Below are 17,891 nucleotides of genomic sequence, written 5' to 3' on the forward strand. Positions count from 1 at the left end.
AGCCGGGCAAGCCAGGTGAGCCGAACGAGCCGGGCAAGCCGAACGAGCCAGGAGAGCCTAACGAGCCGGGCAAGCCGAACGAGCCGGGCAAGCCGAACGAGCCTCGTATCCCTGAGCTCGGTGGCTTGTGGCCGCTGCTCATTCCGCTGGTTCTTTTGCCGCCGGTCTTGAGTCACTTCTTCAAGCCGCCGCATGATCCTGCACTGCCGCAGAAGCCTTTCGAGCCGCTGAAGCCGCTGGATCCGAAGGCCCCAGGCGAGGCTCCGCAGCAACCGCAGCCGGAACAGCCGCAGCCGCAGGCACCAGGTGAGGCAGCGCAGCCGAGTGCTGTGGAGTCCAACAACAATGCTCAGCCGAGCCAGAGCGACAACACCACTCGCTCTACTGGCAAGACCTCGAGCACGAAGGACTCCAAGAAGAGTTCCTCTTCTAGAGCCCTGGCGAATACCGGTGCAAATATCCTGTGGCTTCTTGCCGCAGCATGGGCACTGATTGCTGGAGCAGTACTGCTTCTGCGTCCTGGTCGCCGCAAGGAGTCCTAGTCCGCTAGGAAGCTTCAGGGCCGGGTTGCCCTGAAGACACGGTTTACTAAGCCGTGAATGAAACGCCCGAGCATTAGCTCGGGCGTTTCTCTTTTGACTAGTTCATTGTGCTGGTTCGCTTCCGTTGTTGAGAGCCAATGCCGTGTATTAGGGCAGAGCCAAGACTGTGGGACAGGGAAACGGCGGATACCGTATTGATTGACCCGGTGACGTCGTTCGCTCACCTCGGCACTGGGGCTTAACTAGTGGCGCGCGTCCTTACGTGTGACTGTATTCGCCGCCTTCGTTGCTTCACCTGTGGCATCCCGTCCCGGTGTTCGTCGTCAAAGAAACCACCTGTGGTGCTGCCTTTCATGCAAGCCTCCCTTCGCGCTCGCGGGGGTGCGTCGGGAGGCTGATTGAGGTTCCACCGTGAGCGCGAAGGGGAGGGGCGCGGTCATGGTCGCGGGGGACTGGTTAGTCGATGTGACACTGGAAACTTTGCCATTGCACTTGCACGCAAGGTCGTTGCGGTGCCCGCCCGCGGCGGTTCGGCTGGCTTGGAGCCCTCGTCCCTGGTCGTCTTTCTAGCGAAATAAAAGGCCCCGGCCACCACGCTCGTAGTGAGTTCGTGGTGGCCGGGGCCTTGCTAGCGTCGCTGTGCTGTGTGCCAGCGCCTGGGGCTTAAGCGCCTTTAGACGTCGAAGGCTTCCTCCAGCAGGTTCTTCTGCTCAATCTGGTGAACCTTCGCGTTACCGGTAGCAGTCGAGGACTGCGAGCGGCGGGAGACGCGGACCATCTCCGGCATATCCGGGATGAGGTCGCGCAGGTGCTCGTTGTAGAACGGCCACGGGCCCTGGTTGGCCGGCTCGTCCTGTACGAAGCGAATCTGCGTTGCGTTCGGGTAGGCCTCGAAAGCCTCACGCAGGCGGTTGAACGGAATCGGGTGGAGCATCTCCACGCGCACGATGGCGATGTCGTCGCGGCCATCGGCTTCCTTCTTCTTGGCCAGCTCCCAGTAGAGCTTGCCGGAGACCAGCATGATGGTCTTGACCTTGTCGGTATCGCCGACCTTCTTGCCGTTGATGTCAACGTAGTTCGGGTCGTTGATGACGGACTGGAACTTCTTGACCTCAGTGAAGTCCTCCACAGAAGAGGTCGCGGCCTTGTTACGCAGCATGGACTTCGGCGTGAAGACGACCAGCGGGCGCTTCATCTCACCGAGTGCCTGGCGGCGCAGCAGGTGGAAGTGGTTAGCCGGGGTAGACGGCTGGGCCACGGTCATGGAGCCCTCAGCACACAGCTGCAGGAAGCGCTCAATGCGGGCGGAGGAGTGGTCCGGGCCCTGACCCTCGTAGCCGTGCGGCAGCAGAAGGATCAGGCTGGAGAGCTGGCCCCACTTGGCCTCACCGGAGGAGACGTACTCATCGATGATGGTCTGCGCACCGTTGGCGAAGTCACCGAACTGTGCCTCCCAAGCCACGACAGCATCCGGGTTACCCACGGTGTAGCCGTACTCGTAGCCCATGCCAGCGAACTCGGTCAGCGCGGAGTTGTAGACCATGAACTTGCCGCCATTGCCCTTGGACTCAGCCAGGCGGGCAACCGGGTTGTACTCGTTGCCCGTGCGCGGGTCGAAGGCCACAGCGTGGCGCTGGGTGAAGGTACCGCGGCGGGAATCCTCACCGGCCAGACGCACGACCTTGCCGGCGTTAGCCAGGGAGCCGAAGGCGATGAGCTCGCCCCAGCCCCAGTCGATGCCGCCCTCACGAGCAGACTTCTGGCGGTCCTTGGCCACCTTGGCCACACGCTTGTGGTACTCGAAGCCCTCCGGAGGGGTGCCGTAGGCGTCACCGATCTCGGCGATTTCCTCGGCGGTGATGGAGGTATCCAGACCACGGGTCAGCTCCTGGGAGGAGGTGATACCGGTCTGTTCCTTCGGGCCAGCCTCTTCAGCCTTCTTGTGGTCGGCGAAGACGGACTCCATCTGATCGTGGAAGTCGCGCGCAGCTGCCTCTGCCTCTTCATCGGAGAGGTCACCACGGCCGATGAGCTCCTCGGTGTAGCGCTCACGAACGGACTTGTGGTCATCGATGATGTCGTACAGCAGCGGCTGGGTCATGGACGGGTCATCGGCCTCGTTGTGGCCGCGCAGGCGGTAGCACACGAGGTCAATGAAAACGTCCTTGCCAAAGCGACGGCGGTACTCGGTAGCGAGCTTGCCCACCCAGACAACAGCCTCCGGGTTGTCGCCGTTGACGTGGAAGACCGGGCAGTCGAAGCCCTTAGCCAGGTCGGTGGCGTAGTGCGTGGAGCGGCCGGAGTCCGGGGTGGTGGTGAAGCCCACCTGGTTGTTGACCACCACGTGGACGGTACCGCCGGTGGTGTAGCCGCGCAGCTGTGAAAGGTTGATGGTCTCCTGGACCACGCCCAGGCCGGTGAAGGATGCATCGCCGTGGAGCATGATCGGCACAACAGTGTGGCCCTCGGCGCCCTTGTCCAGGATGTCCTGCTTGGCGCGTGCGATACCTTCCATGACCGGGTCGACGGCCTCGAGGTGAGACGGGTTAGCAGCCAGGGTGACCTTGATTTCACCGTCACCAAACATCTGCAGGTGCTCGCCCTCAGCGCCCAGGTGGTACTTCACGTCACCGGAGCCGCCCATCTGGCCGCCCTTGTAGTTGCCATCGAACTCGCCGAAGATATCCGCCAACGGCTTGCCCACGATGTTGAAGAGCACGTTGAGGCGGCCGCGGTGCGGCATGCCGATGACAACTTCGTCGAGGTCCTGGCCAGCGGCGGTGTCCACGATGGAATCCAGGAGGGCAATGAGGGACTCAGCACCCTCCAGGGAGAAGCGCTTCTGTCCCACGTACTTGGTCTGCAGGAAGTTCTCGAATGCCTCAGCGGCGTTGACCTTCTGCAGGATGTACTTCTGCTCGGAGTTGGTCGGCTTCGGCATACCGGCCTCAATCTGCTCCTGCAGCCAGCCGCGCTCATCGCGGTCCAGGATGTGGGCGTACTCGGAGCCAACCTTGAGGGTGTAGGCGGCGCGCAAGCGGCTGACCACCTCACGCAGCGTCATGGTCTCCTTGCCGCCGAAACCGCCGACGTTGAAGGTGCGGTCCAGGTCCCAGATGGTCAGGCCGTGGGTAGCCAGGTCCAAGTCGCGGTGATCCGGCCAGGGCAGGCCCGGTTGCTTCCAACCCAGCGGGTTGATGTCCGCGAGCAGGTGGCCACGGGAGCGGTAGGCCTCGATGTACTGCATGACGCGCGTGTTCTTGTCGACGCCCGTGTTGGGGACGTCGGCAGCCCAGCGGAAGGGCTGGTAGGGAACGCCCATCGATTCGAAGAGCTCATCCCAGAAGGCATCATCCAGAATCAGCTGGCCCACGGTGCGCAGGAACTCACCGGACTCCGCGCCCTGAATGACACGGTGGTCGTAGGTGGAGGTCAGGGTAACCAGGCGGCCGACGCCGAGGTCCGCCAAGCGGTCGGCAGAGGTACCGGCGAACTCTGCCGGGTAATCCATGGAGCCCACACCGATGATGGAGCCGGAGCCCTTGGTCAGGCGGGCGATGGAGTGGCGGGTGCCGATGCCGCCCGGGTTGGTCAGGTTGATGGTGACTCCGGAGAAGTCATCCATCGTCAGCTTGTTCTTGCGGGAGCGGTCAACGATGTCCTGGTAGGCATCGATGAACTCGGAGAAGGTCTTGTTCTCCGCTTCCTTGATGGCAGCCACGACGAGGGCGCGGGAGCCATCCTTCTGCGGAAGGTCGATGGCCAGACCCAGGTTGACGTGCTCCGGCTGGACGACGGTGGGCTTGCCATCCTGAAGCTCGTAGCGCACGTTCATATCCGGGTGGATCTGCACGGCCTTCACCAGCGCGTAGCCCAGGATGTGGGTGAAGGAGATCTTGCCGCCGCGGGTGCGCTTGAGGTGATCGTTGATCATCGCGCGGTTTTCCCACATGAGCTTGACCGGGATATCGCGCACCGTGGTAGCGGTGGGGATCTCCAGGGACTCGTCCATGTTCTTGGCGATTGCCTTGAACATGCCCTTGAGTACGCGGGAGCCCGGCTCCGGTGCTTCCTTGATGCGGTCCAGCGGGGACTCAGACTTCTTCGCCGTCTTCTTCGCAGCCTTCTCGGCGGCGGGAGCCTTGGAATCGCTCGGTGCCTTAGCACTCGGAGCAGCGGAAGACTTCTCCGCAGCCTGGACCTTCTTCGGCGCGGCCGGTGCCGCGCTCTTCTTCTGGGTGGGGGTGCTGGATTGAGCGTTCGCAGCCTTGGACTGTGCGGCCGACTTCGGTGTCCCGTTGGCCTCAAAGTACTCGCGCCACTCCTTGTCTACGGAGTTCGGGTCCTTGGAGTACTGCTGAAACTGTTCGTCAATCAGCCACGCATTCGGGCCATAGATGCTCGAGTTGCTCACGGCAGATGCTCGCCTCTTTCTGTGCTTCTAAGTTTGTCTTTGTTCGACTCTAGTAGGCCAATCCACGGGTGCGAAAGGCACCCCGAAAAGTGTCTCCCCATATGATACGGCCCTTGTAAGTTTGCTCACTACCCTGGGCGGGTTTCGCCCCTTTTATTCCCCCTGCAGGGGGGAGAGCTGGGTGCCCGCATGGTTGATCACTTGGCGTCCCAATTTACGGTTGGCGGTCGTTCCCAGTACCGCGCCCACACCCATCGGCAGCAGCTTGGACACCCATGCCCACTTGAGTTTCTTGGTGGCCTGCTTCATGAATAGCTTGGTCAAGCGGCCGTTGAGACCGCTAAGGGTGGGGCCGGAGAATCGCGAAAGAGTAGCAGCGGAGGTGACTCCGGAGAGCGAGGTTGCATCACCCACAAAGGTATCGACCAATGCGCTGCCTTGAGAACCAGTGAGCACCACTAGGACCAGGGCGCGGCGGCGTTCCTTGTCCCGGATGTTGTCACCGCGCAGGTGCGCGGAAGCCAGGATGTACCAAGCAGCCGCCTCGAGGAAGACCAAGGATTCCGCGCCAATAGTGGCTGCACCAGTGACCAAGCCGATGCCGGGGATAGCCGCGGAGGCGCCCGCGGCAGCACCCGTACCGGTGATGATGTTCATGAAGTGCTTGTCGATGAGCTCTTGCAGCTCCGCCGGACTGGCGTCGGGGTTGCGCTTCTTCACGCCCTCGACGTAGTTGATGATGACAGACGACTGAACAGAAACGATCTTGTCGATGGCCCCCAGGAATCCTTTGGTAATGCGGTTGGCTTCATCGACCTCTAAGGTGCCCACGGCCTCTGCTGAGCCGGCTTGATCGACCGATGCTTCCCGGCGACTAACTGCCTTATCTTTGCTGTCCTTGCCAAAGACTTTGTCCGACATTGTCTCACCTAACTTTTTAACTAAATCTGATTGTGAATCTGAACTGTATGTTTACCACCGTATCGAAAACGTTTTATTCAGCGCGCCAGCAGGTTAGCGCATTAGGGTAAGAGGCATGAGCGAGTTTGAGCCTTCCCCCTCGCGTGAGGTCGGCGCAGCAGCGGCGCGCTTGCTTGCCGAATCCCTGCATGCCCGTGCCCGCGCCGCGCAGGAGGCGGCACGCACCGCGCTTGCCGACGACCTCACGGTACTCACCACAGGAGGTTGGGTGCGCGGTTGCATTGAGGAAGATTTGCGCCCGGACCGCCCGATTTCTGCGCCGGTGCGCTCGTGGCGTGGCATCCCTTTCGGCGCTGATACGTCTGGGGCCAACCGTTTCATGGAGCCGCGGCCTGCCCCGGCGTGGGAAGGGATCCGGGATTGTCGCGAGTTCGGGCACGTGGCCCCGCAACCGGTCTATTCCTGGACGGATCGCATCGAAGGCGCGGAAGATTGCTTGACCCTCGATATTGTCCGCCCACACCGCAGCGTCCCCTCGGACACTTTGGCGAGTTCTGGGGCTCCGGCGACTTCTATGGCAGGGGAGAAGCTGCCCGTCGTGGTGTATCTGCATGGCGGCAGTTTTATCGTCGGCTCCTCCCACATGCTGATGCTGCGCGGCTTCGAGTTCGCAGCCCAGATGGACGTGGTCTATGTTTCGGTGAATTTCCGCTTAGGCGCTTTGGGCTACCTTGATGTCCGCAGCTTGGGCGGAGAGGCCTGCGCCAACCCGGCTGTGGCGGATCAGGTCTTAGCGTTGGAGTGGGTGCGCGAGAATATCGCTGCCTTCGGTGGGGACCCGGACAACGTCACGCTCATGGGCGAATCCGCCGGCGGCGCAGCGGTCCTGACACTCATGGCGGTGCCGCGTGCAGAAGGGCTGTTTCACCGCGCGATTGCGCAGTCGCCGCCGATAGGCATGATTCATTCCCGTGCGCAGTCGGTGTTTTGGGCCCGCGAGCTGGTTCACAAGATGGCCTTGCCGCGCGATACCACCGCGGATGATCTCCGCCGCGAGGATTTCGCGGACTTGGTGCGCTCCGGGCAGTCCATGATGTGGCGCGCGGGCGAGTTACTGTACCTGAACTCCTGCTACGCGCCGACTGTCGACGGTGACCTCATCGCGCAACATCCCATCGAGGCCTTTGAGGACGGCAACCAACACCCAGTGCCGCTGCTGGTGGGAACCAACTCTGGTGAGGCCAGCTTTGGTAAGTTCCTCTTCCAACGCCAGCGCGCCCGCGAGCGCGCGGCCCTGCGGCTGCTAGCCTCTTTCGATCCGGAGAGCGCGCCGGATGTCATCGCGGCATACGGCGGTGCGGTCTCGCGCCGCGACTTTGGGGACTTGCTGACCGACGCCCTCTTCTGGGCCCCCACCGTCCGCGTGGCCTCCGAACACGCACGGCGTTATCCGACGTGGATGTACCGCTTCGACTTCGCGCCGGCGGCGCTGCGCTGGTTGGGATTGGGGGCGATGCACTCGATGGAGCTCTCCAATATTTTTGGCGACCCAGGAGCGTCGCGCGTCTCCTTCCTGAACACCATCGCCAAGCCTTCCGAAATGGAGAACGTAACCGGGGCCATGCAGACGCAATGGGGCGAATTCATCCGGGGCGGGGCTCCGCGAGAGGATTGGCCGCAGTACACAGCCCCAGAGCGCTCGACCATGGTTTTCGATGTGGAGCCGCGCGTGGAGGAGGCGCCGATGGAGGGGCGTCGCCAAGCATGGGAGTCCTACGACATGTTGGAGTGGGGCACTGGGCGCCCGGAGATTCTGAAGGAACTGGGATTCCTGCTCAATGAGGAGAGCTATTGATGGGGATCGCAGGTAAGATGTGTGGGGCCTTGGCAGCAGCCCGGGTGAGACTCCCACATGGACGGATGTTAATCACATGAGCTTTTTTGAAGATATCGCCTCTGCGCTGGACGGGGAGGGCATTGAGTCCCGCGTCAACGACGATGTGATGTTCGTGCCCATCACCTCCGATTTGGAAATCCAGTTTGTGGAAATTGACCCCATCCTGCCGGCGGCCAACGTCTATATTGCCGCAGCCGATGTGGATGAAGACGATGAAGACTTCGAGGCCGTTTTAGTTTCCGTGGCGTTCTCCGTAGAGGATGCAGTCGAGGCCGTGTCGCGTCACATCGCCACCGACCAGGTGGTAACCGTGCTGCGTGACCTGCTGGAGGGCACCGATGAACGCATCGCTGAGTTGGAGTTTCTCCAGGATGAGTTCAATCCGAACCTCGTCGTGGCGGAGGTAGCCAACGACTCGGAGCTGCGCGTGCTGGTGGAGACCATCGACGGCGTCCCGAGCGCGGTCGTGCGTTTCCTCTCCTTCGACTTTGACGAGGAGGAGCTCGACGAGCTGGAAGACGAAGCAATCAGCAAGCTCTGGGAGGCCGAGGCCTCCGAGGACATGAGCGAGGAGGAGCGCGTTGCCCTGTTCGGCTCCGCGGAAGACGAAGACGGCGGGCTAGCACCCATCATTGAGGTCCCCGCCGAGGCCCTCGAGCTGGGAACCTACACCGACTTCGACCGCCTCTTTGACGTGCTGAGCCTCGTCTCCGATCAAGCCCTGGATTGGGAAGCTCAACTGGTGAGCATCGATGACTCCGACTTCGACGAACCGGAGGTCTACGACATCTTCGGCGCCGACGATGAGGATGAGGACGACGTTCTCTTCGACGACGATGATGACGAGGACGAGGACTACGACGAAGACTCCGAAGACGCCGAAGAAGACAACGAGTCTGACTAAACAGACGACACCGAGCTTCTACGGTAGGGTAAGCGGGTATTATTTCTCGACTTCGAAGAGGAGCAGCCGCAGCCAATGCCGGATAACAAGGCATCGCACAGCCAGCGTCTGTGTGTTGGATCCGCTCTAGCATGCTTGTGCCTGGCTTGGGCTCTGACGCTGGCCCCGAGCTACGGCCACACAGGCTTTGTCTTCGATTCCGCCTTATCAACCGGTGCATGGTGCCTGAGTTTGCTGGGAGCACTGCTGTTCATCGCTGCGCAATGGCGATCCTTGGGAAACCACGCGCTTGTCAACCCGCTGCTGGCGGTGGCGGCGAACCTACTGTTGTCGTCGCTGATTTTCAACGTCAACATCCCCTTGTACCTCGACATGATGGGCACGGCGTTTATCGCAATCGTCTACGGCCCCGTCTTAGGAATCGGCACGTCAGTTTTAAGTGCGTGCCTGGCCAGCATCAACAACCCGCTGCTCTTGGTCTATCTGCCGACCGCGGTGGTGGTGGCTTACCTGTTTGGTTGGCTAGCGCGCCGCGGAGTGTTCAAGCGGATGGTGGCCATGATGCTCGCCGGAACCGGGGTAGGCGTGGTTGCCGGGCTACTATCCGCTATGTCGACCTTGCTCCTTCCAACTGAGTACGAGCAGCAAGGGCCCCTCCAACTTCTGGCATTGCTGGAGCTGATCCTGCGCGACGAGCGCCTGGCAGTCCTAGTGCAAACCTTGAGCTCCGACATCATTGATAAGACTTTTACGGTGCTCGTGGTCTGCTTTTCCATTCGCTTGGCGCCGCGGGCGATCCGCCGCCTCTATGATTTCCCGGAGACACGCCCGGCTCTCGGCCGCGTGCTAACAGAGGATCGGTTCTCGCTTTCGCTTGAAGAAGAGCCACCCCGCAACTTTTTCGAGCGCATGCAGCGCTACTTCTAGCAGGCGTACAACGCTCGAGACTGAGCCTCATGCACTGCGGAGGGAGCGCATTACGCAGCCTGGCTGAAGCCTTCGAAGAGCGAGAGTGGTGAATGCACCGGGGTATAAGCGCTATCCACCAGCCACACAAACGTGGCCGCGCTGCTGCTGGAAATTTCATGCACTGCGGAGACGAGCTCCTCTGGGACTAGGGCGCGCACCCATGCCTCCGCCAACGAAGGGGAAACCGGGCGGCCGGTGGGGTCGGTGATGCGCACCGTAATGAGATAGGACGGCACGCGCCTTTCGCCGTAGCCCAGTACGCGAGCCTTGGCGCGCTCACCCACGCGGTGGCGCGAGACAGTAAAGGTCAGCGGTAGTGATTTGCCATCCTGTATGTCTACTGGTGGCAACACCTTTGATGGCGGCCGCCATTGCGGAGTGGGTCGCGCGAGCGAGCGCGGGTGGCGGATGATGCTTTCGATGGAGCGAAGAGTTTCATGGTGGTGGTAGAGGATCTCAGTGGTGAGTTCGCTCGTACTCACGTCGGCCGGGAAAGGGGACTGAACGGACTGGTGAATGCTGCTGTAGTTCTTCATGGCCCACACACTAGGGGTAGGCACGGACATCACCGCACACAGATCCGAACGGTTGTTCGAGCAGGCGTTCGGTCATTTGACGTGATGAGCTACAGTGAGTGGCGATATGAAAAATACTGCAGCACCGCAGGTTAAAATCCCGCGGGAAATCTGGGTCATGGTCACCGCCGGGTTCATCATCGCCTTAGGCTATGGTCTCATCGCGCCGCTGCTGCCGCAGTTCATCGTCAGCTTTGACGTCTCAATGGCCGCAGCTGGTCTCGTAGTCTCCGTCTTTTCTGCCAGCCGTCTCATCTTTGCCCCCGCTGCGGGCTTTCTCATCGACCGCGTAGGTACGCGCAGGGTGTATGTGACGGGATTGCTGACCGTGGCAGTTACCACCGGCCTCGTGGGCGTGGCGCAGGAATACTGGCAGATCGTCGCCTTGCGCACTATCGCCGGTATTGGTTCGACGATGTTCACCGTCGCGGCGATGGGGCTCATCGTGCGCCTCGCCCCACCCAGCATCCGCGGGCGCTGTTCGGCCACCTATGCCACGTCCTTCCTCCTCGGTAACGTCATCGGCCCTCTCGTTGGCGCGAGCCTCTCCTTCCTGGGCTTCCGCTGGCCCTTCTTTATCTACGGTGTTGGTGTGGCGATTGCGGCGCTCGTCGTGTGGAGCCTCATGCCGCCTGTGTCCAAGGCTGATGAGAGTCGACGCAGCCTCCCGCCGATGCGTTTAGAGGAGGCCTGGGCGGACACTGCTTATCGTGCAGTGCTGACGTCAAACTTCGCCCAAGGTTGGATCAATATGGGCGTGCGCGTAGCCGTTCTACCGCTGTTTGCCGCTGCGATTTTTGCCAACGGCGCATCCGCGTCGGGTATAGCATTGGCGGTCTTTGCCGCGGGCAACGCCATCGTCCTGCAATTCTCCGGCTCCTGGTCCGACCGCGTGGGGCGCCGTCCACTCATCGTGGCGGGCCTCGTGGGGTCTGCCTTGTTCGTTGGAACACTGGGCTTGGCGACGAACATCGTTTCCCTGCTCATCCTCTCCGCCCTGTCCGGCGCGGCTTCGGGCCTTATCGCCCCTTCGCAGCAGGCGGCTGTGGCAGACATCGTTGGTTCCCAGCGCTCGGGTGGCCAGGTGCTGTCGACATTCCAGATGGCAGGCGATTTCGGGCAAATCCTGGGCCCCATCGTCATCGGTCTCCTGGCGGATAGGTACGGGTTTGAGACAGCCTTTGGTTTCTGCGCGATTGTCGCCGTGGCAGGTGTTGTGGCGTGGATGTTTGGTCGCGACACCCTAGGGGAGAGGAAAGGTATCCTGCGGGGTCTGCGCCGCCGCTACCGCCCACGGCGTTAATAGGCGTGGCTCTATCTAGCGAGTACGGCGCACTTTCTTGCTGCACGCAGCCCAACGAGGCGTCGTGCCAGTCTTGAAGCTGCGCTCCCGAAAACGCGTAAAGCCATAGATGGAAGTTCCAGAACCGTTATCAGGGCGGCTCCACCCCTTCCGGCTGCGCTCGCTCGCGGCTCCCATGACTGTCCTCCACACTTCTGCACAAAGGCATCAGAGACTAATCTTTTCTTAATCTGCTAAGCAAATATTAATTTATGGTGATAACGACGTCAACTTCACAGCTTGACTTTAAGTGAGGCTTAAGCCACAGTGCGTCCGGCTGCGTACAACTGCTTGGGCATGTCGCGACGAAGACTCCATTCAAACTGGATGGGTTTCTCGCCTCTGTGCGTGACGTAATCGACATTGCCCAAGAAGGTATATGCCGACGCAGTGTCTACCTTGTTCCGCTTAGTAAAACGCGTAGCGATGATGATGTTGCCGTTGAGTTCGTGGTGGTGGATGTAACGTCGGGCCCTTGCGGACTTGAGGGACGTGGTGGATTGGGACTCCCAGTGCAAACGATCTGGCGACAGCGGATAATCGCGGTAGTTCGTCGAGGCACTCACGTTTTCATCCTTCTGGAATGTGACGAGGAAGAGATCAGTGTTGGAGGCATCGAAGCGGCGCACGCCCTCACGTGGCAAGTTTGCGAGCTTGCGCAACGGGCCATCGTCCAATGCCCCGACCAGTTCGGCAAGACTGTAGTCCGCGTGAGTTTCTAAGACGCTATTCGTTGATTTCTCCGGGATGACGCGGGACCGGTCGAGCGTGAGCTGCATGACTTGAGTAACCTCAGCGACGAAGGAAGGACAGGCCCGGATGATACGCAGGGCCTCATCAAGGGATTCCGGCACCGTCGTATTTGAATTTGCCCACAGAGCCAGCACGAGCATAGTGGCATATCGGGTTTGCTCGGGAGTCATGTCTTTCTCGTTGGGCCCGTCCGGAGAAATAAGAAGACTGTAGGCCGCTACGCGGTTCGGGTCATTGATGTGCAGTAGCACGCGGATTCGGCTGAGAAGAAACTCCTCGTGTTCATTTGCGGGGGCGGAGGGCAACAGTTCTTCGTCGCGCAGCAACGTGGTCCACGTAATACCCTTGCGGCGGTAGATGTCTTCCACGGGGACGCCAGAGCTATTTATGAAGCTTGCGAGGTCGGTCGTGCCGTAATCAGAAATGAGTGCCCGTATCTTCTTAACGGAGTTACGGGCCAAGCGCTTGATGTTCTTCAAGACGCGCTCGGTAGTCACGCGGTCCAAAGTGATGTTGGAGCCTGGTGGAGCAGTGGGGAAGCCCTGCTCCACCTCCTTGGCCAGGTTCTTTCCGCGCGCGGCGGTCAAGACCTTGAAGCGCTCTTCGAAATCGAATTCTTCGTGCTGGACACCTAAGAAATCAAAGACGGTGCAGGCGTTCTTTCCTTCGTTGAGGCGCAGACCTCGGCCAAGCTGTTGGACGAAAAGCACTGGGCTCTGCGTCGGGCGCAGAAGCAGCAGCGTGTTGACCTCGGGGATGTCCACGCCCTCGTTGAAAATATCGACCGCGAAGATGATGCTGATGGTGCCTTCGCGAAGCTGCTCAATGGCGCGTCGACGCTCATCGACACTGAGCTTGCTGCTTACCGCTTTGGCAGGGATGCCGAAAAGGTTGAATTGCTCGGCCATGTATTCGGCGTGAGCGATGGAGACGCAGAAGCCAAGGGCCTTCATGTCGGAGAGGTCGAAGATACGGCGGTTGAGCTCATTGATGATGAACCTGGTGCGCTTTTCACCGGCCTTGATATAGAACTCGCTGAGCTCCGCAGTCTGGTAGTCCTTCTTCCCACGGTTCCAAGTCAGACTCGTCAGGTCCGTGTCATCGTCCACCCCGTAGTAGTGCAAGGGGGCAAGGAGCTGTAGGCGCAACGCATCCCAGAGGCGAAGTTCATGTGCCACGCGGTAGTCGAAATACTTCTGCACGTTCTCGCCGTCACCGCGCTCCGGTGTGGCCGTTAGCCCCAAGAGCTCGCGCGGTTGCAGGTAGTCGAGCACTGCCCGGTAGGTCGAAGCCTCGGCGTGGTGGAACTCATCGATGACGACGACTTCAAAGTGATCCGGCGCAATCTGGGCTAGGCGCTTCCCATGCAGGGACTGGATGCTGGCGAAGACATGGTCCCACTCGGCTGGCTGCTCACCGCTGACGAGGAGCTCACCAAAACCAGAAGTGCGAAGAACCTCGCGGTAGGTTCGCTGGGCCTGGGTAAGAATCTCGCGCCGGTGAGCAATGAACAGTAACCGTGGCCTACGCCCCTGCTTCTCGCATAAGCGGCGGTAGTCCAGTGCTGCCACAACAGTCTTGCCTGTGCCGGTAGCGGCAATGAGGAGGTTGCGGTGGCGATCGTGAACTTCGCGCTCGGACTCTAGGGCTTCAAGCATCTCCTCCTGGTAGGGGTAGGGCTCAACGCGAAGGCCTGACAGCTCGAGCTTCTCGCCGGGCTTTGATTCGAGGAATTTGGCGCTGCCGAGCGCGTTTACGAGGCGGTCGTAGTCTTCCTCGGGGTCGAAGGCTTTGAAGTGAGTGTCGTACCAGTAGCTATCGAAGGTCTTGATGAACTTTTCGATGATCTCCGGAGTGGAGGAGCGTGAGCCGCGGACGTTCCATTCCCAGCCGTCGACAAGCGCCGAGCGCGAAAGATTTGAGCTACCGATGAACGCGGTATCGAAGCCAGACTGGCGGCGGAAGAGCCAGGCCTTGGCATGCAGGCGAGTGGTCTTGTGCTCATAGCAAATCCGGACCTCAGCGCCATAGTCCTCCACGAGACGACGCACGGCGGCGGCTTCGGTCGCTCCGCAATACGTCGAAGTGATGACGCGCAGCGGGATCTGATGATCCCTGAGGTACTCCAGTTGATCGCTGATGACCGCAATACCCGAACTCTTGATGAAAGCGCACAGCAAATCGACGGAGTCCGCAGTGCGGATCTCGCGGGCGATCTCGACCGACATATTGGTGTCGTCCACGCTGTTGGTGAACAAAGCACTGGCGTTGAGTGAGACCTCGGGAAGCTCTGGTGCCTCTGCGAGCTCTGAGCTGTAGATGGCATAGAGCAGCTGTTCCGCAGAAATAGACTCATCTTCCCCGAGGTGTTGTGCGAGTCCATTAATGAGGGCCACGCGCTCCTCGGGCTTATTTAGCTCTGTTAGTTTTTGCTCGAGGACCTTGGCAAAATGCTGGGACACTGCCGCGGCGAACCGAGGGTTCACGTCTTTCATGGTTCCATGGGCGATGCCCGTTGCGGCCGTGGGACGAGCCCGCTTAGTTTCCTCGATCCGCTCCTGGATACGAGCGGTGACCGGGGTTTCATAGATGCCGAAAGGCAGGAGAGAATCGGAACTCATAGGCGCGAAGAAACCAGCTTGACGGCGGGGATGTCTGCGGGAGCCCAGTCGAGTTCCTGCGCCTCGGCAGGGGACACCCAACGAGTCGCATCGTGATCACTGAGAGTCAGGTCACCGGACTCGATGGTGCACAGAAACGTAGTGAGCTCGATGGTGGCGAAGTCATACTCGTACACGGTCGAGGTGACCTTGTCGCCAACGGTTGCGGTTACGGAAAGCTCTTCCTTAATTTCACGCGCGAGAGCCTGCTCGGGTGTTTCACCGAGTTCAATCTTGCCGCCCGGAAATTCCCACATGCCGGCTAGGGATTTTCCCGGGGCTTTGCGGCAGGCCAGGAATCTATTGCCCTTAGCGAAGACGGCTCCGACAACACGAATCGGTGAACTCATGGGGACCAGTATGCCGGCTGGCCCCGGTCTTATCTAGGAATTCGTGTCCGCGGCAGCAGAAAAATGCGCCGTCACAATGTCATCAATCAACCGCGCGGCCAGCTTGGCGGTGTGGCTGTCGGTGTCGAATTGGGGATTGAGCTCGACGACGTCGACAAGCGCGAGGCGTCCCGTGGCGGCGATGGTGAGCGTGAGTTCACGGATGGTGTTCAGGGGTACGCCGAGGCCGGCGGGGGCGGAGACACCCGGTGCCTGGTCGGCGGGGAGGACATCCAAGTCGATGGAGAGGTGGATGGGCTTGGCACCGGAGCAGATGCTGTCGATGGTTGCGCGCAGCTGGGCGCGGTCCATGCTGAGCAGTTCCTCATCGAGGACGACGGTGACGCCGAGGGCAGAGGCTTCGTCGAAAAGTACGGGCGTGTTGTTGGGACGGGAGATACCCAGGACGGAATAGTCGAAGTCCTCCCGGCCCACCAGTTCAGAAATCTGCTTGAACGGGGTGCCGGAGGTGGGCACGTCCGCGGTGCGGAGATCGAAGTGCGCGTCCAGGTTGATGATCTGCAGCGGGCCCTGAGCCCTAAAGGCGCCGCGGTGGGAACCGAAGGCGGTCTCGTGCCCGCCGCCGAGGATTATGGGCAGGTGCCCGGCGCGCGAGAGTGTCTCCACTGCGTCGGAGAGGCGCGCATGGGAGCCTTCCAGGTCGGTGCCTTGGGTGGTGATCGTGCCGGCGTCGTAAAGCGGGTGCGTATGGTGCAGCGCCAGGGAACCCAGGGCGGTGCGCAGTGCGGCCGGGCCCGCAGCCGCGCCGGGGCGGCCATGGTTGCGCTCAACGCCCTCGTCGGAGGCGAAGCCCAGGAGTGCGACGCCGGGTTCTGCCTGGGGCTTGGCGACGTCCAGCGGGCGAATCACGCTGTGCCACCGCGCATGCTCGGGGCCCGGGCCATCGGAGCGGCCGGACCACTCGGGGGCAGGGGAGTAGGCGGGGGCATCAACGGTGTTCATGGTTATCCTTTCGCGTCTGTTCCTTGCGGAGCTTTTCCCTGTGGGGAGCTCGCGGCGGCGCTGCGGCGGCCGGTGAGGTAAAAGATGGCGGACATCAGGAGGATGAAGATAACGCCCGTGGCGAGTGCCGGGCGGTATTGCTCCTGCCACACCATGATGCCAAAAGTGAAGATGATGAAGGCGATGGAGAAGTATTGGCCCCAGGGCCAGAAGGGGACGGTGTATTTCAGGCTGGCGCGTTCTTCGGGTGGCATCTGGCGGCGGGAGGCCACGTGGGCGAGCAGAATCATCAGCCACACGTAGATGGTGGCAAAGGTGGCCAGGGAGGCGATGACCTCAAAGACGTTATCCGGGATGAGCGCGTTGAGTCCGGTGCCGATGATCATGACGATGAGCAGGATGATCATGGTCATGACCGGCACACCGCGGGTCTTCTTAGCCATGACTTTCGGCGCGAGGTTCTGGCGGGCCAGGCCGGTGAGGACGTTGCCGGCGCCGAAGAGATCGGCGTTGATGGCAGAGACCGCCGCGGTGATGACGACGACGTTGAGGGCGGCCGCAGCCCAGGTGACGCCGAGGGTGGAGAAGATTTGGACGAAGGGGCTTTCCTCGCCGGTGATGCTGCGCCAGGGGTTGATCATGAGGATGACCAGGATGGCCAGGACATAGAACAGCAGGATGCGCACCGGGATGGTGTTGACGGCCTTGGGCACGGACTTGGCGGGGTCTTCTGCCTCCGCACTGGCCACGCCCACGATTTCCGTGCCGCCGAAGGCGAAGAGGACCAGGATGAAGGAGGCGACCATGCCGGAGACGCCGTTGGGGAAGAAGCCGCCATCGTTGACCAGGTTGACAGGGCCGGTGGTCTCCGCGGTGGAGAGGCCGAAGACTAAGACAGCCACGCCACCTAGGATCATGGCGATGACGGCGCCGACCTTGACGATGGTGAAGGCGAATTCCAGCTCGCCGAAGGCTTTGACGGTGGCGAGGTTGGCGCCGCCGACGAGAAGCAGTGTGGCGGCTACCCACACCCATTTGGGCGAGCCGGGGAACCAGAATTGCATGTAGACGCCGATGGCGGTGAGATCCGCCAGGGCCACGATGACCATCTCGAAGGCGAACATCCAGCCAGTGATATAGCCGGCCCAAGGGCCTAGGAAGGTGCGGGCGTACTCGGCGAAGGAGCCGGTGACGGGGTGGTGCACGGACATCTCACCGAGTGCGCGCAGGAGAAAGTAGACCACGGCGCCGCCGAGGAGATAGACCAAGAGAACCGAGGGCCCGGCGGCTTGGATGGCGCCGGCGGAGCCATAGAACAGGCCGGTGCCGATGGCCGAGCCTAAGGCGATGAAGTGCAGGTGCCGGTGTTTCAAGCCGGGGCGCTTGGTGGTGGTTTCTGCCACGGGGATGCGTCCTCCTCTGTGCCCCTGTTGTGGCGCTAGCTAGTCCTAGCGCTGCGGATGAGGGGAGTGGTTGGTGCGAGTGATTCCGGGAGCTACTTTCCTCTAGTTAGTGTGTCCGGTCAATTCCGCTACGGGGCAGAGGTCGATCTGGCCTATGAC

General features: G+C 61.2%; 11 protein-coding genes and 1 pseudogene. 5 read left to right on the forward strand and 7 right to left on the reverse strand.

Features of this window, described 5'->3' with window-relative positions:
• A pseudogene (locus tag HMPREF2806_RS00095) lies at positions 1-542 on the forward strand (hypothetical protein); the annotation flags it as partial.
• A gap of 673 nt (positions 543-1,215) precedes the next feature.
• Here the strand turns inward: HMPREF2806_RS00095 and HMPREF2806_RS00100 are convergent.
• Complete coding sequence (locus tag HMPREF2806_RS00100; RefSeq protein ID WP_070515506.1) at positions 1,216-4,956, reverse strand: multifunctional oxoglutarate decarboxylase/oxoglutarate dehydrogenase thiamine pyrophosphate-binding subunit/dihydrolipoyllysine-residue succinyltransferase subunit; 3,741 nt, start codon at positions 4,954-4,956, stop codon at positions 1,216-1,218.
• A gap of 153 nt (positions 4,957-5,109) precedes the next feature.
• A complete protein-coding gene (locus HMPREF2806_RS00105; RefSeq protein ID WP_070515509.1) occupies positions 5,110-5,877 on the reverse strand; it encodes a hypothetical protein in 768 nt (255 codons plus the stop codon).
• Between the two features lie 115 nt (positions 5,878-5,992).
• Here HMPREF2806_RS00105 and HMPREF2806_RS00110 point away from each other — a divergent pair, with 115 nt between their 5' ends.
• The 3 genes from HMPREF2806_RS00110 to HMPREF2806_RS00120 all read left to right on the forward strand — a co-directional run bounded on the left by HMPREF2806_RS00110 (position 5,993) and on the right by HMPREF2806_RS00120 (position 9,605).
• On the forward strand, positions 5,993-7,732 hold the full coding sequence (locus HMPREF2806_RS00110; RefSeq protein WP_070515512.1) for a carboxylesterase/lipase family protein: 1,740 nt from the start codon (positions 5,993-5,995) through the stop codon (positions 7,730-7,732).
• Positions 7,733-7,808: 76 nt separating this feature from the next.
• Positions 7,809-8,678 (forward strand): DNA primase, encoded by an 870-nt coding sequence (locus HMPREF2806_RS00115; protein WP_070515515.1) that lies wholly within the window; start codon positions 7,809-7,811, stop codon positions 8,676-8,678.
• Positions 8,679-8,753: 75 nt separating this feature from the next.
• Entirely contained in the window at positions 8,754-9,605 is an 852-nt protein-coding gene (locus HMPREF2806_RS00120; protein ID WP_070511494.1) for an ECF transporter S component, read from the forward strand.
• Between the two features lie 50 nt (positions 9,606-9,655).
• On the opposite strand, the gene HMPREF2806_RS13685 is transcribed toward HMPREF2806_RS00120, so the two are convergent.
• Positions 9,656-10,183, reverse strand: coding sequence for a hypothetical protein (locus HMPREF2806_RS13685; RefSeq protein ID WP_232745214.1), 528 nt, complete (start codon positions 10,181-10,183; stop codon positions 9,656-9,658).
• A 106-nt stretch (positions 10,184-10,289) separates the two neighbouring features.
• Here HMPREF2806_RS13685 and HMPREF2806_RS00130 point away from each other — a divergent pair, with 106 nt between their 5' ends.
• Complete coding sequence (locus HMPREF2806_RS00130; RefSeq protein ID WP_070515518.1) at positions 10,290-11,525, forward strand: MFS transporter; 1,236 nt, start codon at positions 10,290-10,292, stop codon at positions 11,523-11,525.
• Positions 11,526-11,821: 296 nt separating this feature from the next.
• Here HMPREF2806_RS00130 and HMPREF2806_RS00135 read toward each other — a convergent pair whose 3' ends face one another.
• Genes HMPREF2806_RS00135 through HMPREF2806_RS00150 form a run of 4 tightly spaced genes read right to left on the reverse strand, consistent with a single transcriptional unit; the run spans position 11,822 to position 17,732 of the window.
• Positions 11,822-14,938, reverse strand: a complete 3,117-nt coding sequence (locus HMPREF2806_RS00135) for a DUF3427 domain-containing protein (protein WP_070515520.1) — start codon at positions 14,936-14,938, stop codon at positions 11,822-11,824.
• The gene (locus tag HMPREF2806_RS00140) at positions 14,935-15,327 is read right to left on the reverse strand and encodes a (deoxy)nucleoside triphosphate pyrophosphohydrolase (RefSeq protein WP_070515521.1); all 393 of its coding nucleotides are present in this window, start codon (positions 15,325-15,327) and stop codon (positions 14,935-14,937) included. The genes HMPREF2806_RS00135 and HMPREF2806_RS00140 overlap by 4 nt, the downstream gene beginning before the upstream one ends.
• A 33-nt stretch (positions 15,328-15,360) precedes the next feature.
• Positions 15,361-16,329, reverse strand: a complete 969-nt coding sequence (gene hutG, locus HMPREF2806_RS00145; protein ID WP_070515523.1) for a formimidoylglutamase — start codon at positions 16,327-16,329, stop codon at positions 15,361-15,363.
• Between the two features lie 2 nt (positions 16,330-16,331).
• Positions 16,332-17,732, reverse strand: coding sequence for an amino acid permease (locus tag HMPREF2806_RS00150; RefSeq protein ID WP_070515525.1), 1,401 nt, complete (start codon positions 17,730-17,732; stop codon positions 16,332-16,334).
• Positions 17,733-17,891 lie beyond the last annotated feature (159 nt).

The organism is Corynebacterium sp. HMSC076G08, from assembly GCF_001811515.1.
In the GTDB taxonomy this organism is placed as follows: Bacteria; Actinomycetota; Actinomycetes; order Mycobacteriales; family Mycobacteriaceae; genus Corynebacterium; species Corynebacterium hiratae.